The organism is Pseudomonas sp. PSE14 (assembly GCF_029203285.1).
In the GTDB taxonomy this organism is placed as follows: domain Bacteria; phylum Pseudomonadota; class Gammaproteobacteria; order Pseudomonadales; family Pseudomonadaceae; genus Pseudomonas.
This window is the reverse complement of sequence record NZ_CP115669.1, coordinates 445,506-465,067: the sequence shown is the minus strand read 5'-3', so window position 1 is coordinate 465,067 and position 19,562 is coordinate 445,506. Positions and strand designations below refer to the sequence as shown.

The 19,562-nt window shown below is 65.9% G+C and carries 21 protein-coding genes; 18 read left to right on the top strand and 3 right to left on the bottom strand.

Features of this window, described 5'->3' with window-relative positions; all coding sequences use genetic code 11:
* Nucleotides 1-94: 94 nt before the first annotated feature.
* The 9 genes from argS to O6P39_RS02115 all read left to right on the top strand — a co-directional run bounded on the left by argS (nucleotide 95) and on the right by O6P39_RS02115 (nucleotide 11,352).
* Nucleotides 95-1,834: an arginine--tRNA ligase gene (gene argS / locus O6P39_RS02155; protein ID WP_275609841.1), complete on the top strand. Its 1,740-nt coding sequence runs from the start codon at nucleotides 95-97 to the stop codon at nucleotides 1,832-1,834.
* Nucleotides 1,835-1,840: 6 nt separating this feature from the next.
* Complete coding sequence (locus tag O6P39_RS02150) at nucleotides 1,841-2,671, top strand: SPOR domain-containing protein (RefSeq protein WP_275609840.1); 831 nt, start codon at nucleotides 1,841-1,843, stop codon at nucleotides 2,669-2,671.
* Between the two features lie 144 nt (nucleotides 2,672-2,815).
* Entirely contained in the window at nucleotides 2,816-3,352 is a 537-nt protein-coding gene (gene hslV / locus O6P39_RS02145; RefSeq protein WP_275609839.1) for an ATP-dependent protease subunit HslV, read from the top strand.
* A gap of 29 nt (nucleotides 3,353-3,381) precedes the next feature.
* Nucleotides 3,382-4,722, top strand: a complete 1,341-nt coding sequence (gene hslU / locus O6P39_RS02140; RefSeq protein WP_275609838.1) for an ATP-dependent protease ATPase subunit HslU — start codon at nucleotides 3,382-3,384, stop codon at nucleotides 4,720-4,722.
* A 92-nt stretch (nucleotides 4,723-4,814) separates the two neighbouring features.
* Entirely contained in the window at nucleotides 4,815-5,186 is a 372-nt protein-coding gene (locus O6P39_RS02135; RefSeq protein WP_275609837.1) for a DUF971 domain-containing protein, read from the top strand.
* Between the two features lie 569 nt (nucleotides 5,187-5,755).
* A complete protein-coding gene (gene phaC / locus O6P39_RS02130; protein ID WP_275609836.1) occupies nucleotides 5,756-7,435 on the top strand; it encodes a class II poly(R)-hydroxyalkanoic acid synthase in 1,680 nt (559 codons plus the stop codon).
* The gene (gene phaZ / locus O6P39_RS02125) at nucleotides 7,432-8,433 is read left to right on the top strand and encodes a poly(3-hydroxyalkanoate) depolymerase (RefSeq protein WP_275609835.1); all 1,002 of its coding nucleotides are present in this window, start codon (nucleotides 7,432-7,434) and stop codon (nucleotides 8,431-8,433) included. The genes phaC (O6P39_RS02130) and phaZ overlap by 4 nt, the downstream gene beginning before the upstream one ends.
* A gap of 316 nt (nucleotides 8,434-8,749) precedes the next feature.
* The gene (phaC, locus tag O6P39_RS02120; RefSeq protein WP_275609834.1) at nucleotides 8,750-10,432 is read left to right on the top strand and encodes a class II poly(R)-hydroxyalkanoic acid synthase; all 1,683 of its coding nucleotides are present in this window, start codon (nucleotides 8,750-8,752) and stop codon (nucleotides 10,430-10,432) included.
* Nucleotides 10,433-10,737: 305 nt separating this feature from the next.
* Nucleotides 10,738-11,352: a TetR/AcrR family transcriptional regulator gene (locus O6P39_RS02115; RefSeq protein ID WP_275609833.1), complete on the top strand. Its 615-nt coding sequence runs from the start codon at nucleotides 10,738-10,740 to the stop codon at nucleotides 11,350-11,352.
* A 49-nt stretch (nucleotides 11,353-11,401) separates the two neighbouring features.
* Here O6P39_RS02115 and O6P39_RS02110 read toward each other — a convergent pair whose 3' ends face one another.
* The 3 genes from O6P39_RS02110 to O6P39_RS02100 all read right to left on the bottom strand — a co-directional run bounded on the left by O6P39_RS02110 (nucleotide 11,402) and on the right by O6P39_RS02100 (nucleotide 13,159).
* A complete protein-coding gene (locus tag O6P39_RS02110; protein ID WP_275609832.1) occupies nucleotides 11,402-12,292 on the bottom strand; it encodes a phasin family protein in 891 nt (296 codons plus the stop codon).
* A 10-nt stretch (nucleotides 12,293-12,302) separates the two neighbouring features.
* Complete coding sequence (locus O6P39_RS02105; protein ID WP_275609831.1) at nucleotides 12,303-12,713, bottom strand: phasin family protein; 411 nt, start codon at nucleotides 12,711-12,713, stop codon at nucleotides 12,303-12,305.
* Nucleotides 12,714-12,883: 170 nt separating this feature from the next.
* On the bottom strand, nucleotides 12,884-13,159 hold the full coding sequence (locus tag O6P39_RS02100) for a polyhydroxyalkanoic acid system family protein (RefSeq protein WP_275609830.1): 276 nt from the start codon (nucleotides 13,157-13,159) through the stop codon (nucleotides 12,884-12,886).
* 140 nt (nucleotides 13,160-13,299) lie between these two features.
* On the opposite strand from O6P39_RS02100, the gene ubiE reads away from it, so the two are divergent.
* From ubiE to O6P39_RS02055, 9 genes are all read left to right on the top strand, one after another.
* Nucleotides 13,300-14,082 carry a bifunctional demethylmenaquinone methyltransferase/2-methoxy-6-polyprenyl-1,4-benzoquinol methylase UbiE gene (ubiE, locus tag O6P39_RS02095; protein WP_275609829.1) on the top strand — a complete coding sequence of 261 codons (783 nt, stop codon included), beginning with the start codon at nucleotides 13,300-13,302 and terminating at the stop codon, nucleotides 14,080-14,082.
* The gene (locus O6P39_RS02090; protein WP_275611868.1) at nucleotides 14,079-14,705 is read left to right on the top strand and encodes an SCP2 domain-containing protein; all 627 of its coding nucleotides are present in this window, start codon (nucleotides 14,079-14,081) and stop codon (nucleotides 14,703-14,705) included. The genes ubiE and O6P39_RS02090 overlap by 4 nt, the downstream gene beginning before the upstream one ends.
* On the top strand, nucleotides 14,702-16,309 hold the full coding sequence (ubiB, locus tag O6P39_RS02085) for a ubiquinone biosynthesis regulatory protein kinase UbiB (RefSeq protein WP_275609828.1): 1,608 nt from the start codon (nucleotides 14,702-14,704) through the stop codon (nucleotides 16,307-16,309). Before O6P39_RS02090 ends, ubiB begins: the two co-directional genes overlap by 4 nt.
* A gap of 83 nt (nucleotides 16,310-16,392) precedes the next feature.
* The gene (gene hisI / locus O6P39_RS02080; protein ID WP_024766215.1) at nucleotides 16,393-16,806 is read left to right on the top strand and encodes a phosphoribosyl-AMP cyclohydrolase; all 414 of its coding nucleotides are present in this window, start codon (nucleotides 16,393-16,395) and stop codon (nucleotides 16,804-16,806) included.
* Nucleotides 16,796-17,134 (top strand): phosphoribosyl-ATP diphosphatase, encoded by a 339-nt coding sequence (locus O6P39_RS02075; RefSeq protein ID WP_045212901.1) that lies wholly within the window; start codon nucleotides 16,796-16,798, stop codon nucleotides 17,132-17,134. The genes hisI and O6P39_RS02075 overlap by 11 nt, the downstream gene beginning before the upstream one ends.
* A gap of 25 nt (nucleotides 17,135-17,159) precedes the next feature.
* Entirely contained in the window at nucleotides 17,160-17,408 is a 249-nt protein-coding gene (locus O6P39_RS02070) for a twin-arginine translocase TatA/TatE family subunit (RefSeq protein ID WP_275609827.1), read from the top strand.
* A gap of 11 nt (nucleotides 17,409-17,419) precedes the next feature.
* Nucleotides 17,420-17,926, top strand: a complete 507-nt coding sequence (tatB, locus tag O6P39_RS02065) for a Sec-independent protein translocase protein TatB (RefSeq protein WP_275609826.1) — start codon at nucleotides 17,420-17,422, stop codon at nucleotides 17,924-17,926.
* Entirely contained in the window at nucleotides 17,923-18,720 is a 798-nt protein-coding gene (gene tatC, locus O6P39_RS02060; RefSeq protein ID WP_275609825.1) for a twin-arginine translocase subunit TatC, read from the top strand. Before tatB ends, tatC begins: the two co-directional genes overlap by 4 nt.
* Nucleotides 18,717-19,424, top strand: a complete 708-nt coding sequence (locus O6P39_RS02055) for a 16S rRNA (uracil(1498)-N(3))-methyltransferase (RefSeq protein WP_275609824.1) — start codon at nucleotides 18,717-18,719, stop codon at nucleotides 19,422-19,424. Before tatC ends, O6P39_RS02055 begins: the two co-directional genes overlap by 4 nt.
* Nucleotides 19,425-19,562 lie beyond the last annotated feature (138 nt).

Genomic DNA, 19,562 nt, shown 5'->3' with positions numbered 1-19,562 from the left:
CGGTTGGCAAGCCATGCCCAGCCACGGATAATGCGCGGTTCTGAGCCCGATAACCGGTCGCGCGCGCCGGATGCACGCGAGCACGGAGAAAACCATGAAAGACACGATTCGCCACCTGATCCAGCAAGCCCTTGTCAGCCTCACCGAAGACGGCACCCTGCCGGCCGGCCTGACGCCCGACATCCAGGTGGAGAACACCAAGGACCGAACCCACGGGGACTTCGCCAGCAACATCGCCATGATGCTGGCCAAGCCGGCCGGCATGAAGCCGCGCGACCTCGCCACCAAGCTGGTCGAGGCGCTGCCGCAGAGCCCGGAAGTGGCCAAGGTCGAGATCGCCGGCCCCGGTTTCCTGAACTTCTTCCAGGACCAGGCCTGGCTCGCCGCCAGCCTCGACAAGGCCCTGGCCGATGACCACATCGGCGTGCGCAAGGCCGGTGCCGCGCAGCGCGTGGTGGTCGACCTGTCCTCGCCGAACCTGGCGAAGGAAATGCACGTTGGCCACCTGCGCTCGACCATCATCGGCGACGCCGTCAGCCGCGTGCTGGAATTCCTCGGCGACACCGTGATCCGCCAGAACCACGTGGGCGACTGGGGCACCCAGTTCGGCATGCTGCTGGCCTACCTGGAAGAACAACCGGTGGACGCCCAGGCCGAACTGCACGACCTGGAAGTCTTCTACCGCGCCGCCAAGAAGCGCTTCGACGAGTCCCCCGAGTTCGCCGACCGCGCCCGTGAGCTGGTGGTGAAGCTGCAGGCCAACGATCCCAAGTGCATCGCCCTGTGGACCCGCTTCAACGACATCTCCCTGTCCCACTGCCAGAAGGTCTACGACCTGCTGGGCGTGAAGCTGACCATGGCCGACGTGAAGGGCGAGAGTGCCTACAACGACGACCTGGCCAACGTGGTTGCCGACCTCACCGCCAAGGGCCTGCTGGTCGAGAGCGACGGCGCCCTGTGCGTGTTCCTCGACGAGTTCAAGAATGCCGAAGGCGAGCCGCTGCCGGTGATCGTGCAGAAGGCCGGCGGCGGTTACCTCTACGCCACCACCGACCTCGCCGCCATGCGCTACCGCCACAAGGTGCTGCACGCCGACCGCGTGCTGTACTTCGTCGACCAGCGCCAGGCCCTGCACTTCCAGCAGGTGTTCGAAGTGGCTCGCCGCGCCGGATTCGTCCCCGCCAGCATGGAGCTGGAGCACATGGGCTTCGGCACCATGAACGGCGCCGACGGCAAGCCGTTCAAGACCCGCGACGGCGGCACCGTGAAGCTGATCGACCTGCTGATCGAGGCCGAGGAGCGCGCCTACACCCTGGTGAAGGGCAAGAATCCCGACTTCAGCGAGCAGGACCTGCGCCAGATCGCCCATGCCGTCGGCATCGGCGCGGTGAAGTACGCCGACCTGTCCAAGCACCGCACCAGCGACTACAGCTTCAACTTCGACCTGATGCTGAGCTTCGAAGGCAACAGCGCGCCGTACCTGCTGTTCGCCTACACCCGCGTGGCGAGCATCTTCCGCAAGCTGGGCAAGAGCTATGACGAAGTGGGCGGCAAGATTGTCCTGCAGCAACCGCAGGAGATCGCCCTGGCCGCGCAACTGGCGCAGTTCGCCGACGTCCTGAACAACGTCGCGGTGAAGGGCGTCCCGCACATCCTCTGCGCCTACCTGTACGAGCTGGCCGGCCTGTTCTCCAGCTTCTACGAACACTGCCCGATCCTCACCGCCGAAGACCCGGCGCAACAGGAAAGCCGCCTGCGCCTTGCCGCGCTGACCGGCCGTACCCTCAAGCAGGGCCTGGAGCTGCTGGGCCTGGAAACCCTGGAGCGCATGTAAGCACCCATGGCGAAGAAGAAACCCGCTCCCAAGCGCGGCGCCAGCCGCTACCAGGCCCCGGCCAAGAAGAGTTCGGTCCCCGGCTGGGTCTGGCTGGTCGCCGGCCTGGCCATCGGCGGCTTCATCATGTTCCTGATGAAGCTGGAGCCGGGTCGCAACGACGTCAAACGCGAGAAGCCCGAGGCGCCCAAGGCCGTCGTGGGCTCCAACAAGCCGTCGGGCACCGTGCAGCAGCAACAGTCCGGCGCGCCGACCGGGGTGAAGCCCAAGTACGACTTCTACACCCTGCTGCCAGGCTCGGAAGTTGCGGTACCGCCGGAGGCCGTACCGCCGCCGGCCAAGCCTGCGCAACCGCAGCAACCGCCGACCGTGGTCGCCACCAAGGAAGAAGCCGAGAAGATCGACACCCAGCGCGCCCTGGCCGCCCTGAGCGGACAGAATCCGCCGCCGCCCGCGGTGGTCAAGCCCGCCGCTACTCCGGCAACCCCGGCTACCGCTGCCGCCACCACCCCGACGGCGACGGCACAGAAGCAGGCGCAGCCCCCGGCAACCCCGACCGCACCGGCCAAGCCCACGCCGCCGCCGGCCGTGGCCGCCACCCAGTACTACCTGCAGGCCGGCTCGTTCCGTAAGCAGTCCGACGCCGACCACCTGCGCGCACAGATCATCATGATGGGCCAGAACGCCCGCGTGGAATCCGGCACCGTGCGCGACGAAACCTGGTACCGGGTGATGGTCGGCCCCTATGGCGACCGCACCAAGGCCTCGGCCGCGCAGAAGCAACTGGCCGGCAACGGCTTCAGCAATCTGCTGTTACAGCAGCGCCAGACCCGCTGATCCCCAGGAAGAATCGAGCCCTGCGCCGACAGGCGGTGTGCGAAAAGCGCGTTCACCGCTCGGCGCAGGACTTGAACCCCGCCTTTGTAGTCCCCATCTGACTCTGCATTCGGGCACATCGCCCCGCAGTGTGGAGTAAGACCCTTGACCACCATCGTATCTGTCCGCCGTAACGGCAAAGTCGTCATGGGCGGCGACGGCCAGGTTTCCCTGGGCAACACCGTGATGAAAGGCAACGCGAAGAAAGTCCGCCGCCTGTACCACGGTGAAGTGCTGGCCGGCTTCGCCGGCGCCACCGCCGATGCCTTCACCCTCTTCGAACGTTTCGAGCAGCAACTGGAAAAACACCAGGGCCACCTAGTGCGCGCCGCCGTCGAACTGGCCAAGGACTGGCGCACCGACCGCTCCCTGAGCCGACTGGAAGCCATGCTCGCCGTGGCCAACAAGGACGCTTCCCTGATCATCACCGGCAACGGCGACGTGGTCGAACCCGAGCATGGCCTGATCGCCATGGGCTCCGGTGGCGGCTTCGCCCAGGCAGCGGCCATGGCCCTGCTGCAGAAGGCCAGCGACGACATGAGCGCCCGCGAGATCGCCGAGACCGCCCTGAACATCGCCGGCTCCATCTGCGTGTTCACCAACCAGAACCTGACCATCGAGGAGCTCGACAGCGCCATCTGAGGCGTTGTCGTTCCGGAGTAACGCATCAAATGTCCATGACTCCCCGTGAGATCGTCCACGAACTCAACCGTCACATCATCGGCCAGGAAGACGCCAAGCGCGCCGTGGCCATCGCCCTGCGCAACCGCTGGCGGCGCATGCAGCTGCCCGCCGAGCTGCGCGCCGAGGTGACGCCGAAGAACATCCTGATGATCGGCCCGACCGGCGTCGGCAAGACCGAGATCGCCCGTCGCCTGGCCAAGCTGGCCAACGCCCCCTTCATCAAGGTCGAAGCGACCAAGTTCACCGAGGTCGGCTACGTCGGCCGTGACGTCGAGTCGATCATCCGCGACCTCGCCGATGCCGCGATCAAGATGCTCCGCGAGCAGGAAGTGCAGAAGGTGAAGTACCGCGCCGAAGATGCCGCCGAAGAGCGCATCCTCGACGCCCTGCTGCCGCCGGCGCGCACCGGGGGCTTCGGCGACGAGCCGCCGCGCGAGGATTCCAACACCCGTCAGCTGTTCCGCAAGCGTCTGCGCGAAGGCCAGCTGGACGACAAGGAAATCGACGTCGAAGTGGCCGACATTCCCTCGGGCGTGGAAATCATGGCCCCGCCCGGCATGGAAGAAATGACCAACCAGCTGCAGAACCTCTTCTCCAACATGGGCAAGGGCAAGCGCAAGACCCGCAAGCTGAAGGTCGCCGAGGCCATGAAGCTGATCCGCGACGAGGAAGCCCAGCGCCTGGTCAATGAAGAAGACCTCAAGGCCCGCGCCCTGGAAGCGGTGGAGCAGAACGGCATCGTCTTCATCGACGAGATCGACAAGATCGCCAAGCGTGCCAACGCCGGCGGCGCCGACGTCTCCCGCGAGGGCGTGCAGCGCGACCTGCTGCCGCTGATCGAAGGCTGCACCGTGAACACCAAGCTGGGCATGGTGAAGACCGACCACATCCTGTTCATCGCCTCGGGCGCGTTCCACCTGTCCAAGCCCAGCGACCTGGTGCCGGAACTGCAGGGCCGCCTGCCGATCCGCGTCGAGCTCAAAGCCCTGACCCCGAGCGACTTCGAACGCATCCTCAAGGAGCCGCACGCCTCGTTGACCGAGCAGTACACCGCACTGCTCAACACCGAGGGCCTGGGCATCGAGTTCGCCGCCGACGGCATCAAGCGCCTGGCGGAGATCGCCTACCAGGTCAACGAGAAGACCGAGAACATCGGTGCCCGTCGCCTGCACACCCTGCTCGAACGCCTGCTGGAAGAGGTTTCCTTCGACGCCGCGGACCTGGCCAGCGAGCACAGCGACAAGCCGATCGTGATCGACGCGGCCTACGTCAACGGCCACCTGGGCGAACTGGCCCAGGACGAAGACCTGTCCCGCTACATCCTGTAAGCGATCCGCATCGCTGCGACGGGGCGCCTCTGGGCGCCCCGCTCGTTTGCGCCGGCGCTACAATGGCCACACGCACGTCTCAGGAGCCGTCCATGCGCATTCCCACCGCCATCAAGCTGCACAAGGCCTCGAAGAAGCTTTCGCTGACTTATGGGGAGCAGTCCTACGACCTCTCGGCCGAGTTCCTACGCGTGCACTCCCCTTCGGCGGAGGTGCAGGGGCATGGCAATCCGGTGCTGCAGGTCGGCAAGCTCAATGTCGGCCTATCCGGACTGGAGCCCGCCGGGCAATACGCGCTCAAGCTGACCTTCGACGACGGCCACGACAGCGGCCTGTTCACTTGGGACTACCTCTACGAGCTGTGCACCCGCCAGGACGAGATGTGGGCAGATTACCTGGCGCAGCTGGAGAAAGCAGGCAAGTCGCGCGATCCGTCGGAGTCCGTGGTCAAGCTGATGCTCTGACAGCTTTCCCTGTAGGAGCGCCCCACGGGCGCAATCGCGAACCAAGTTCGATCCTACAGATCGACTCCGGTGCGGATCTCGTAGGAGCGGACTCCGTCCGCGATGCTCTTCGTCGCTGTGACGCGCATCGCTTCGCTCCACGCCATCCCACAGTCCTAGCCAAGACAAATTACCGCTAGAAGTAATTCGAAACTTCCGCCCTTCGCACAAACCTTCGTCGGGCAATCATTCCGGGGCACGCCATTTGCAACATTCGCCATGCAGACTGGTTCTTGCGTGGTTGCCGTGGACGAGTTCGGAAGATCCCCCCTCTCTAGAGCGCGTTTTCTAACTTTTCCCGACATACTCCTAGGAGAAGGCCCACGCTGCACCAGCTTGCGCGGTGAAGGAAACTCGGGTAACCAAGACAGTGCAATGCATCGCACTTGAGGTTCCTGACTTCCAGTGACGCCGCCAAGTGATGAACCGCGTGGAGTGTTCTCCACGTTCCGCCAACCCGAGCAGTACTTGGCCGCGTCACTCCAGATGAGCCTCGCCAGTATTCGTCTCAGGACAATGGAGCGTCGCCGATGACCCAGAAGAAGAACAACGATCTGCCTCAGCAAGCCGCGGAAAACACACTCAACCTCAACCCGGTGATCGGCATTCGCGGCAAGGACCTGCTTACGTCTGCCCGCATGGTGCTGCTGCAAGCGATCAAGCAGCCCTTCCACAGTGCCAAGCACGTGACCCATTTCGGCCTGGAGCTGAAGAACGTGCTGCTTGGCAAGTCCGAACTCAAGCCGGCCGACGATGATCGTCGCTTCAACGACCCGGCCTGGAGCCAGAACCCGCTCTACCGCCGCTACCTGCAGACCTACCTGGCCTGGCGCAAGGAACTGCATTCATGGATCGGCGACAGCGACCTGTCGGCCCAGGACATCAGCCGCGGCCAGTTCGTCATCAACCTGATGACCGAGGCCATGGCGCCGACCAACACGCTGTCCAACCCGGCGGCGGTCAAACGCTTCTTCGAGACCGGCGGCAAGAGCCTGCTCGACGGCCTCACCCACCTGGCCAAGGACCTGGTGAACAACGGCGGCATGCCCAGCCAGGTGAACATGGAAGCCTTCGAGGTCGGCAAGAACCTGGCCCTGACCGAAGGCGCAGTGGTGTTCCGCAACGACGTACTGGAACTGATCCAGTACAAGCCGATCACCGAGAGCGTGCACGAGCGCCCGCTGCTGGTGGTGCCGCCGCAGATCAACAAGTTCTACGTCTTCGACCTGTCGCCGGAGAAGAGCCTGGCGCGCTTCTGCCTGCGCAACAGCGTGCAGACCTTCATCGTCAGCTGGCGCAACCCGACCAAGGCGCAGCGCGAGTGGGGCCTGACCACCTACATCGAGGCGCTCAAGGAAGCCATCGACGTGGTCCTGGCCATCACCGGCAGCAAGGACCTGAACATGCTCGGCGCCTGCTCCGGCGGCATCACCACCGTGACGCTGCTGGGCCACTACGCGGCCCTGGGCGAGGACAAGGTGCACGCCTTCACCCAGATGGTCAGCGTGCTCGACTTCGAGCTGAACACCCAGGTCGCGCTGTTCGCCGACGAGAAGACCCTGGAGGCCGCCAAGCGCCGCTCGTACCAGTCCGGCGTGCTGGAAGGCAAGGACATGGCCAAGGTGTTCGCCTGGATGCGCCCCAACGACCTGATCTGGAACTACTGGGTCAACAACTACCTGCTGGGCAACGAGCCGCCGGCCTTCGACATCCTGTTCTGGAACAACGACACCACCCGCCTGCCAGCCGCGCTGCACGGCGAGCTGGTGGAGATGTTCAAGACCAACCCGCTGACCCGCGCAGGCGCCCTGGAAGTGTCCGGCACGCCAATCGACCTCAAGCAGGTCACCTGCGATTTCTACTGCGTGGCCGGCCTGTCCGACCACATCACGCCCTGGGAAGCCTGCTACCGCTCCGCGCGGCTGCTGGGTGGCAAGTGTGAATTCATCCTGTCCAACAGCGGGCACATCCAGAGCATCCTCAACCCGCCGGGCAACCCCAAGGCACGCTTCATGACCGGACCGGAGCTTTCCACCGATCCGAAGACCTGGCAGGAAAACGCCAGCAAGCACGCCGACTCCTGGTGGCTGCACTGGCAGAACTGGCTGGCCGAGCGCTCGGGCAAGACCCGCAAGGCGCCTACCGCACTGGGCAGCAAGGCCCACCCGGCCGCCGAAGCCGCCCCCGGAACCTACGTACACGAACGATGAAGACAGAACCTGTCCCGCCCGTCGACGCCGCCCTGGACGACGCCTCCCCGCAACCGACAGCGACCACCGAAGTGGTCGCCGGGCCCCGCCGCGCCAAAACCCGGCGCAGCAGCCCGGAGGTGTTGCCGGACAAGGCGCCGGCTGCCCAGCCCTTCGAGTTCCGCACCATCGAACTCGACGGGCAGACCATCCGCACCGCCGTGCGGCCGGGCAAGGAGCACATGACGCCGCTGCTGATCTTCAACGGCATCGGCGCCAACCTGGAACTGGTATTTCCCTTCGTTGCCGCGCTGGACCCGGACCTGGAGGTGATCGCCTTCGACGTCCCCGGCGTCGGCGGCTCGTCCACGCCCAACACGCCGTACCGCTTCCCCGGCCTGGCCAAGCTGGCCGCGCGGATGCTCGACTACCTGGACTACGGCCAGGTGACGGCCATCGGCGTGTCCTGGGGCGGCGCGCTGGCGCAGCAGTTCGCCCATGACTACCCCGAGCGCTGCAAGAAGCTGATCCTCGCCGCCACCGCCGCCGGCGCGGTGATGGTGCCCGGCAAGCCCAAGGTGCTCTGGCGCATGGCCAGTCCGCGCCGCTATATCCAGCCGTCCTACGGCATACATATCGCCCCGGACATCTATGGCGGCGCCTTCCGCCGCGATCCCAAGCTGGCCCTGGCGTTCGCCAGCAAGGCGCGCTCCTCGGGCAAGATGGGCTACTACTGGCAGCTCTTCGCGGGCCTTGGCTGGACCAGCATCCACTGGCTGCACAAGATCCGCCAGCCGACACTGGTCCTGGCTGGCGATGACGACCCGATCATCCCGCTGATCAACATGCGCCTGATCGCCTGGCGCATCCCCAACGCCGAGCTGCACGTGATCGACGACGGCCACCTGTTCCTGGTGACCCGCGCCGAGACCGTGGCGCCGATCATCATGAAGTTCCTCCAGGAGGAGCGGCAGCGCGCAATCATCCACCCGCGACCGTTCACGCCAAAGGCCAGCTAGGTGTCATGGCTTCGTCATGGCCGGCAGGCACCCTGCCTTGACCAATCGTTTCTCAGTTACTAACAACAAACAGGCGTGTTCGCGGGTATCGACACGTAGCGCCTGATTCGGGACAGCAGGTCCGGGTCGCCCCAAAAGGAGGCCGACTGCTGCCCGACTGCTGATCCGCTGCTCTGTTTTCGAGCAGTTTTTCCTCTTGCGTCGATACCCGTGCATCCCTCGAACCGGCGGCAGCCGCCTGCGATGGGGTCTCCCTGACTCCGGTACAGGCCTTGCTTTGCCATTATCAGGTCGGCCCATTTTCGGAGTGCAATTCATGCGAGAGAAAGCTGAGCCGGGTAACGTCCCCGTCCCCACCGAGTTCATGAATGCGCAGAGCGCCATCGTCGGCCTGCGCGGCAAGGACCTGCTGTCCACCCTGCGCCTGCTCGCTGTGCAGGGGGTGCGCCAGCCGATCCACTCGGCGCGGCACCTGGCAGCCTTCGGCAAGCAGATGGGCCGGGTGCTGATCGGCGACTCGCCGCTGCAACCCAATCCGCAGGACGCGCGCTTCCAGGACCCGTCCTGGCGCCTCAACCCGATCTACCGGCGCACCGTGCAGGCCTACCTGGCCTGGCAGAAGCAGTTGCTGGCATGGATCGACGAGAGCGACCTGGACAGCGACGACCGCGCCCGCGCGCGCTTTCTGCTGTCGATCCTGTCCGATGCCGCCTCGCCGTCGAACACCCTGCTCAACCCGCTGGCGGTGAAGGAACTGTTCAACACCGGCGGCCAGAGCCTGCTCAAGGGTGCGCAGCACCTGCTCGACGACCTGATGCACAACGGCGGCATGCCCAGCCAGGTCAACCGCAACGCCTTCGAGATCGGCCATAACGTCGCCACCACGCCCGGCGCCGTGGTGTTCCGCAATGAAGTGCTGGAGCTGATCCAGTACAAGCCGATGGGCGAGCACCTGCACGCCAAGCCCCTGATGATCGTGCCGCCGCAGATCAACAAGTACTACATCTTCGACCTGACGACGGAGAAGAGCTTCGTCCAGTACGCCCTGAAGAACAATCTGCAGGTCTTCATGGTCAGCTGGCGCAACCCCGATGCGCGCCACCGCGAGTGGGGCCTGTCGACCTACGTCAGCGCGCTGGACGAAGCCATCGAAGCCTGCCGTTCGATCAGCGGCAGCCGCAGCGTCAACCTGATGGGCGCCTGCTCCGGCGGTCTGACCATCGCTGCGCTGCAGGGGCATCTGCAGGCGCGCCGGCAGCTGCGCAAGATCGCCAGCGCCACCTACCTGGTGAGCCTGCTCGACAGCCAGGTGGAAACCCCCGCCGCACTGTTCGCCGACGAGCAGACCCTGGAAAGCAGCAAGCGCCGCTCCTACCAGCAGGGCGTGCTGGACGGCCGCGACATGGCCAAGGTGTTCGCCTGGATGCGGCCCAACGACCTGATCTGGAATTACTGGGTGAACAACTACCTGCTGGGCAAGGAGCCGCCGGCCTTCGACATCCTCTACTGGAACAACGACAACACCCGCCTGCCGGCCGCGCTGCACGGCGACTTCCTCGACTTCTTCAAGCACAACCCGCTGGCCCGGCCGGGAGCGATGGAAGTCAACGGCACGGCCATCGACCTGAAGAAGGTCGCGGTGGATAACTTCCACGTCGCCGGCATCACCGATCACATCACGCCCTGGGACGCGGTCTATCGCTCGGCCCTGCTGCTGGGCGGCGAGAGCCGCTTCATCCTGTCCAACAGCGGGCACATCCAGAGCATCCTCAACCCGCCGGGCAACCCCAAGGCCTGCTACTTCGACAACGGCAAGCTCAGCTCCGACCCGCGCGCCTGGTACTACGACACCCAGCGCCACGAAGGCAGCTGGTGGCCGCTGTGGCTGGAATGGATACAGCAGCGTTCCGGCGAGCGCCGACCGGTGAGTTTCGAGCTGGGCAACGCCGAGTACCCGGCGAAGGAAGATGCGCCGGGCACCTACGTGCACGTGCGTTGAGCGGACAACCCGTTGCGGGTTGTTCGCTCCGCACCTGCAACTGGCACGGTGAGAGGCATCTGTAGGATGGCGAGGCGCGAAGCGATACCCATCGAGTCACGGGCATGCACCACTGATGGGTATCGCTTCGCTCCTCCCATCCTACGAAGGAGTTCCCCTGTAGTTGCGGGAGCGGGCCATGCCCGCGATTCGCGCCCATGCGGCGTGCCTAGGCAGCACCATGCGGAAGTTTGAAATCGGCCGATTGGCAGCCACCCTCCCCTGAAGCTATCGTCGGCCCCACTGCGGCCAGAACCAGAACACGGATGAAAACGCGCGACCGGATCCTCGAGTGTGCTCTGCTGCTGTTCAACGAGCGGGGCGAACCCAATGTCTCCACCCTGGAGATCGCCACCGAGCTGGGCATCAGTCCCGGCAACCTCTACTACCACTTCCACGGCAAGGAGCCGCTGGTGCTGGCGCTGTTCGAGCGCTTCCAGGACGAGCTGGCGCCGCTGCTCGACCCACCGGAAGACGTCCGCCTGGGCGCCGAGGACTATTGGCTGTTCCTGCACCTGATCGTCGAGCGGCTGGCGCACTACCGCTTCCTGTTCCAGGACCTCTCCAACCTCGCCGGGCGCCTGCCTAAGCTGGCGCGCGGCATGCGCAGTTGGCTCAACGGGCTCAAGCGCACCCTGGCGACCCTGCTGGCGCAGCTCAAGGCCCGCGGCGAACTGCGCAGCGATACCGAATCCCTCGGCCAACTGGTCGAGCAGATCACCCTGACCCTGCTGTTCTCCCTCGATTACCAGCGCATCCTCGGCCACCCGGGCGACGTGCGCCATGTGGTCTACCAGGTGATGATGCTGGTGGCTCCGCACCTGCGGGAAGAGTCGCGGCTGTTCGCCGAGCGCCTGGCCGAGCGCTACCTGGAGCGCTGAAATGAAAACGCCCGGCACGGGGCCGGGCGTGGGTACGGCGACAGGCTTATCAGGCCTGGGTCGGCGGCGTCACCGGAGCGGCAGCGGGCGTCACGGCCGGAGCAGCGGCAGGCGCCGCCGGTGCCGGAGTGGCGGCCGGAGTCGCCGGCTTGGCGGCAGCTGGCTTGGCAACAGCAGGCTTGGGCGCAGCGGCTTTCTTCACCGCCGGCTTCTTCGCGGCAGCCGGTTTCGCAGCGGCAGGCTTCGCCGCAGCGGGCTTGGCAGCAGCCTTGGCGACCGGTTTTGCAGCGGGCTTGGCCGCCGGCTTCGCAGCCGGTTTGGCGGCAGCCTTGGCAGCAGGCTTCGCAGCAGCTTTAGCAGCCGGCTTGGCGGCCGGTTTCGCCGCAGGCTTGGCAGCAGGTTTGGCAGCAGCGGTCTTCGCAGCGGGTTTCGCGGCCGGCTTGGCTGCGGCTTTCGCGGCGGGTTTGGCTGCGGCCTTGGTTGCAGGCTTGGCGGCAGCCTTGGCAGCCGGTTTCGCGGCGGGCTTCACACTGACGCCCGTGAGCTTCTCGATCTGCTTGGTCAGGCTCTCGACCTTGCTGTGCAGATCCTTCACCTCATTGCGGCTCGGCACACCCAGGCGGGAAATCGCGCTGTTCAGACGCTTGTCGAACGCTTCCTCCAGCTCGCCCCACTTGTCGATCGCCTTGCCCTTGACCGCCTCGACCTTGGATTTGGCCGAACGCGCGGAAGACTTCACCGCGCCAACGGACTTGTCCACTTCGGTCTTGGCTTCCTTTTCAGCCTTCTCGCCGTCCTTGACCAGGGTCTCGAACAACTTGCTGCCGTCCTTGCTGACCTTCGAGTAGGCCCCCAAGCCGGCCAGCCAGATCTGCCGCGAGTACTTCTCGATCTCGCCGATCCAACTGGACTCTTTATCGGTAGTTTTTTTGCCAGCCATCCTGCTCTCCTTATTGAGTTCTCGCGACACGCTCGAGCGCTTCGCTCAGCGAATCCAGCTTAGCAGAGAGCGCCGCCACATCACGCCTGGAGGGAATTCCGATGCGATTGAGAGCGGCAGCGACGCGGACGTCGAAAGCCTCTTCGATCTTGTCCAGGTTGAACTTGGCCTTCACGCCGTGCAGGCGGCCCTTGACGCTGTCATTGGCGGCATCGATCTGGGTGGTGACCAGCTCGCGGCCCTTCTTCTCCACCGACTCGCCGGACTTGACCAGCTCCTTGAAGTACTCGCTGCCTTCGTGGCCGACCTTGGCGTAGGTGCCCAGGCCCGCGAGCCAGATCTGCCGCGCGTAGTGCTTGGCGTCGGAGTAGAGGGAGGATTCGAGTTCTGCGACTTTCTTCTTGCTGACAGCCTTGGCCATGGTGGCACCTCACAGGATTCAGATTCGATGATGTCGAATAGCTGCCCGCGAAAGGCGGGACTGTGAGCCAAGGTATCGGGGAAAATTAGAAAACACATACCAGCGTTCGCGGGAGCGCCGGCGCCGTCCGCAAAACGGCATGGCCCCGTGGGGAACGGGGCCGCAGAGAATCACGCCAACGCCTTGTCCAGCGCGCGCTCGATCTCGCCCTTGAGCAGGCCGCTCATGGCCGAGAGCATCAGGCCCAGCTTCACGTCCACCGCGATCTTGTCCTCGCCCACCTCGATGCGCCCGTCCACGCCGCTGCGCTTGATCACCAGGGTGTCGCCCTGCCACTCGCTGCTCACGCCGTGCTCGCGGGTGAGCTTGTCGGCAAGCTTCTCTGCCTTGGCGCGGGCGGCCTCGCGGCCGAGGGAATGGGGACGTTCGACGTGGATACGGGACATGCTGGGACTCCGTGACTGACTGACTCCGCGATCATACGCGCCGCGCCGTATCGCCGCACCCCGCCCGGGCTGCGAGCGGGGCGGCGTTTTCCGTGCTTCCTGTTAGAATGCCCGCCACTGACTTCCAGGGTAGAAATGCCATGAGCGAACCGCGCAAGCCCCAAGCCGGCCAGGACAGCGCCGATCCCACCACGCACTTCGGCTACAAGACCGTGCGCGAGAGCGAGAAGGCCGAGAAGGTCGCCGAGGTCTTCCACTCGGTGGCGGCCAAGTACGACCTGATGAACGACCTGATGTCCGGTGGCGTCCACCGTCTGTGGAAGCGCTTCACCATCGAGCTGTCGGGCGTGCGCGCCGGCAACCGGGTGCTGGACATCGCCGGTGGCACCGGTGACCTGACCCGCCAGTTCTCCCGCCTGGTCGGCCCGACCGGCGAAGTGGTGCTGGCCGACATCAACGCCTCGATGCTCAAGGTCGGCCGCGACAAGCTGCTCGACAGCGGCGTTGCCGGCAACGTCAGCTTCGTCCAGGCCGATGCCGAGAAGCTGCCCTTCCCGGACAACCATTTCGACGCGGTGACCATCGCCTTCGGCCTGCGCAACGTCACCCACAAGGACGAAGCCATCCGCTCCATGCTGCGCGTGCTCAAGCCGGGCGGCCGCCTGCTGGTACTGGAATTCTCCAAGCCCACCAGCAGCCTGCTGTCCAAGGCCTATGACGCTTACTCCTTCACCCTCCTGCCGCTGATGGGCAAGCTGGTCACCAACGATTCGGAAAGCTATCGCTACCTCGCCGAGTCGATCCGCATGCACCCGGACCAGGAAACCCTGAAGTCGATGATGGTGGAAGCCGGCTTCGACCGCGTCACCTACCACAACATGACCGGCGGTATCGTCGCCCTGCATCGCGGCATCAAGCCCTGATGACCCTGCTGACCCAGGCCGTGCTGGCCAGCGCCGAAGCCACCCTGAACCGCGTCCTGCGGCTGGACGGCGTGGCGCTGCAGCGCCTGGGCCGACTGGCCGGCGAAGTGCTGGAGGTGGACTGCCAGGCGCCCGCGCTCAGGCTGTTCATCCTCCCCGACGCCGACGGTCTGCACCTGGCCGCGCACTTTGAGGCCGAAGTCGACTGCACCCTGCGCGCACCAGCCGGCAGCCTGCTGCAACTGGCCCTGGCGCGGGACAAGACCCGCGTGCTGCACAGCCCGGAAGTCGAGATGAGCGGCGACAGCGCCATGCTGCTGGAGATTGCCGACATCCTGCAGAGCCTGGAGCTGGACTGGGAATACGAAGTCTCCCGCTGGCTCGGCCCGGTGCCCGCGCACCTGCTCGGCGCGCGCCTGCGCGGCGGCATGGCCTGGGCCGGCGACAGCCTGGAAAGCCTGCGCCTGAGCCTGGCCGACTACCTGGCCGAAGAAAGCCGTACCCTGGTCGGCCAGCATGAAGCCGAAGCCCGCTTCGAAGAGCTGGACCAGTTGAAGATATCCCTCGACCGCCTCGACGCGCGGATTACCCGCCTGACCCAGAAGATCAAGCCCGACGCATGAAGCTGCTCGCCTTCCGCCGCCTGCTGCGCATCCAGCGCGTGGCGATCCGCTACCGACTCGACGACATGGTCCTCGAACTGCCCTTCCTGCCCTGGTGGCTGCGGCTGGTCGGCGGACTGCTGCCGTGGCGCTGGCTGCCGCGCAAACCCTTGCAGCTCACGCGCGGCGAGCGCCTGCGCCTGACCCTGGAAGACCTCGGCCCGATCTTCATCAAGTTCGGCCAGATCCTCTCCACCCGCCGCGACCTGCTGCCGGACGACATCGCCAACGAGCTGGCGCGCCTGCAGGACAAGGTCCCGCCCTTCCCGCCCGAGCTCGCCGTGGCGCGCATCGAGGAGCAGCTGGGGGCGAAGATCGAGCAGGTGTTCTCGCGCTTCGAGCGCGAACCGCTGGCGTCGGCCTCGGTGGCCCAGGTCCATGCCGCGCAGCTCAAGAGCGGCGAAGAAGTGGTGGTGAAGGTGATCCGCCCGAACCTGGAGCCGGTGATCCGCTCCGACATCGCCTGGCTGCACATCCTCGCCCGCACCGCCGAACGCATCTCCGCCGACGCCCGCCGCCTGCACCCGGCGGAAGTGGTCAGCGACTACGAGAAGACCATCTACGACGAGCTCGACCTGCTGCGCGAAGCCGCCAACGCCTCGCAGCTGCGGCGCAATTTCGACGGCTCGCCGCTGCTCTACGTACCCCAGGTCTACTGGGACTGGTGCCGCCCCAAGGTGCTGGTGATGGAGCGCATCTACGGCATCCCGGTCACCGACCTGGACACCCTGCGCGACCAGCGCACCGACTTCAAGGCGCTGGCCGAACGTGGCGTGGAGATCTTCTTCACCCAGGTGTTCCGCGACAGCTTCTTCCACGCCGACATGCACCCGGGCAACATCTTCGTCAGCACCCGTACGCCCTGGAGCCCGCAGTACATTGCGGTGGACTGCGGCATCGTCGGCAGCCTCACCGACGAGGACCAGGACTACCTGGCGCGCAACCTGATCGCCTTCTTCAAGCGCGACTACCGCAAGGTCGCCCAGTTGCACATCGATTCGGGCTGGGTACCGGCGGAAACCAAGGTCAACGACTTCGAAGCGGCGATCCGTACCGTGTGCGAGCCGATCTTCGAGAAGCCGCTCAAGGACATCTCCTTCGGCCAGGTGCTGCTGCGCCTGTTCCAGACCGCGCGGCGCTTCAACATGGAAGTGCAGCCGCAGCTGGTGCTGCTGCAGAAGACCCTGCTGAACATCGAAGGCCTGGGCCGCCAGCTCTACCCGGAGCTGGACCTGTGGACCACCGCCCAGCCCTTCCTCGAACGCTGGATGCGCGACCGCGTCAGCCCAGGCCAGTTGCTGCGCAACGCCCAGCAACACATCGAGCAGCTGCCGCACCTCGCGCAGATGACCCGCGACACGCTCGAACGGCTGTCCCGCGAACCGCAGAACGAAGCCCGCGACGGCAACGGCCAGGCAGGCATGGCCAGCGCCTGGCCGGCGCGTCTGATTGGCGCGGTGCTGGTCGCCGGCGCCGCCGAAACCGGCCTGGCCACCCACAGCCTCGCGGCCTGGCCGGCCTGGGCGATGCTGGCCGGCGGTCTATATCTGATCCTGCGCCGATAGCCAGTCGCCGCCCCGGCTGGCACACTTAAGCGTTGTAGACAGTGGCTCCGGGCACCGCGTGTGCCCGCCGTACGGAACCCGAGATGAAAGACTGGCTGGACGAAATCAAGTGGAATGCCGATGGACTGGTGCCGGCGATCGCCCAGGACCATCGCACCGGTCGCGTGCTGATGATGGCCTGGATGAACCGCGAGGCCCTGGCCCTGACCGCGGCGGAAAACCGCGCCATCTACTGGTCGCGCTCGCGCGGCAAGCTGTGGCGCAAGGGCGAGGATTCCGGGCACGTGCAGAAGCTGCACGAACTGCGCCTGGACTGCGACGCCGACGTGGTGATCCTGATGGTCGAGCAACTGGGCGGCATCGCCTGCCATACCGGTCGCGAAAGCTGCTTCTACCGGGTGTTCGAGAACGGCGCCTGGCAGACCGTCGACCCGGTCCTGAAGGACCCGGATGCCATCTACTCCCACGTAGGTACAGGAAAACCCCATGAGCACTGATACCCTCGCCCGTCTGGCGGAAGTCCTCGAAGCGCGCAAGAATGCCGCACCGGACAGCTCCTACGTGGCCAGCCTGTACCACAAGGGCCTGAACAAGATTCTGGAAAAGGTCGGCGAGGAGTCGGTGGAAACCATCCTGGCCGCCAAGGACGCCGCCGCAAGCGGTGACTGCACGGACCTTATCTACGAAACGGCCGACCTCTGGTTCCACTCCCTGGTCATGCTCGCCGCCCTCGGCCAGCACCCACAGGCGGTACTGGACGAGCTGGACCGCCGCTTCGGCCTTTCCGGGCACGACGAGAAGGCAGCCCGCCAACCGTCGGCCTGAACCCGATTACCTCAAGGAGAACAAGATGGGCATCTTTGACTGGAAACACTGGGTCGTCATCCTGATCGTCGTGGTCCTGGTCTTCGGCACCAAGCGCCTGAAGAACCTGGGTTCGGACGTCGGCGAAGCCATCAAGGGCTTCCGCAAGGCGATGAATACCGAGGAAGACGAGAAGAAAGACCCCAACGCCGCTGCCGGCACCCCGCCGCTGAACCAACCGCACACCATCGACGCCACGGCGCAGAAGGTCGAAGAGCCGGCTCGCAAGGACTGATGGGATAAACCATGTTCGGTATCAGCTTCAGCGAACTGCTGCTGGTGGGCCTCGTCGCCCTGCTGGTGCTCGGTCCTGACCGCCTGCCCGGTGCCGCGCGCACCGCCGGGCTGTGGATCGGCCGGCTCAAGCGCAGCTTCAACGCCATCAAGACGGAAGTGGAGCGTGAGCTGGGTGCGGACGAAATCCGCCGTCAGCTGCACAACGAACACATCCTGCAGATGGAACAGGAAGCCAAGAAGCTGATGGCGCCGCTGACCGACCTGCAATCCCAGGCTCGGGAAACCTTCAACCCGCAGCAGCCGGCCCAGCCCGAAGGCCAGGGCGCGCCCGTCGAGCCGCCCGCGGCGCCGACCATCGCGCCCAACAGCCGCCTGAACAGCCTGCCGGGCGCGGGCATCGTCCCGCCGGCCGCCCCGGAATCGGCGCCTGCCGCCGCGCCACAAGCGCCGGAAGCCAGCCAACCGACCGCCGCGAGCCAGCCGCCCGCTTCGTCCGAGACGCCGCGTAACCCATGAGCGCCGAAAAACCCGACCAGCCCGAAAACGACCAGGAAATGCCCCTGGTCTCGCACCTGACCGAGCTGCGCACCCGCCTGCTGCGTTGCGTGATCGCGATCTTCGTGATCTTCATCGGCCTGCTGTACTTCTCGCAGAAGATCTACGCCCTGGCTTCCGAGCCGCTGCGACGCTTCCTGCCCGAAGGCGCGACGATGATCGCCATCGACCCGGCGTCGGCCTTCCTCGCGCCGCTGAAGCTGACCATGATCGTCGCCGTGCTGCTGGCCATGCCAGTGATCCTCGGCCAGGTCTGGGGCTTCATCGCGCCGGGCCTGTACAAGCACGAGAAGCGCGTCGCCCTGCCGCTGCTGGCCTCCAGCATCGTGCTGTTCTATGCCGGCATGGCCTTCGCCTACTTCCTGGTGTTCCCGTTGATGTTCCACTTCTTCCTCGGCCAGGCCCCGGAAGGGGTGACGCCGATGACCGACATCAACAGCTACCTGGACTTCCTCACCCTGCTGTTCGCCTTCGGCGTGGCCTTCGAGATTCCGGTGGCCACCGTGCTGCTGGTGTGGATCGGGGTGGTCGACGTGGCCTACCTGAAGAAGATCCGCCCCTACGTGATCATCGGCTGCTTCGTCGTCGGCATGATCCTCACCCCGCCGGACCCGCTGTCGCAGACCCTGCTGGCGGTGCCGATGTGGATGCTGTTCGAGGCCGGCGTGCTGTTCAGCCACCTGATCCGCAAGCGCGGCCCGGAGACGGGAGAAGACGAGTCCAAGGGCGACCAGCCGCCGGCTACCCGTCCGTGAACCTGCTGCTGCTCGACGACGCCGACTTCGTCGCGGCGGATCGCGTGATCCTGCGCGACCGCCGCCTTACCCACATGCAGGAAGTCCACCGTGCCGAAAGCGGCGACAGCCTGCGTGTCGGCCGCCTCGGCGGCCTGATGGGCGAAGGCCGCCTGCTGCGCCTGGACGCCAACGAAGCCGAATTGCGGGTCAGTTTCGACCAGGCGCCGCCGGCCAAGCTGCCGCTCACCCTGCTGCTCGCCCTGCCCCGCCCGAAGATGCTCCGCCGCGTGCTGCAGACCGTCGCCGCCATGGGCGTGCCGCGCCTGGTGCTGCTCAACAGTTACCGGGTGGAAAAGAGCTTCTGGCAGACCCCCTTCCTCGAACCCGAGGCGGTGCGCGAGCAACTGATCCTCGGCCTGGAACAAGCCCGCGACACCGTGCTGCCGGAGGTGATCATCGAGAAGCGCTTCAAGCCCTTCGTCGAGGACCGCCTGCCCGCCCTGGCCGCCGGTAGCCTCGGCCTGATCGGCCACCCTGGCCCCTGGCCCGAGTGCCCGCGCGCCCTCGCCGAGCCCGTCACCCTGGCCATCGGCCCGGAGGGTGGCTGGATTCCCTACGAAGTGGAAAAGCTCCGCGAAGCCGGGCTCAATCCCGTCCAGCTCGGCGAGCGCATCCTGCGCGTCGAAACCGCCGTCACCGCGCTCCTGGCACGCCTGTTCTAGTCCAGGCTGGCTCCAGGCCAGCAACCATGCGGCGTCCAGCGTGAACCACCAGTCAGAAAAACACCGCGACAGGCTTCAGTTCCGGGCGCAGGCGCCGATATCCGCAATACCGGTCGCTCCCACTCTGCGCATCTCCCG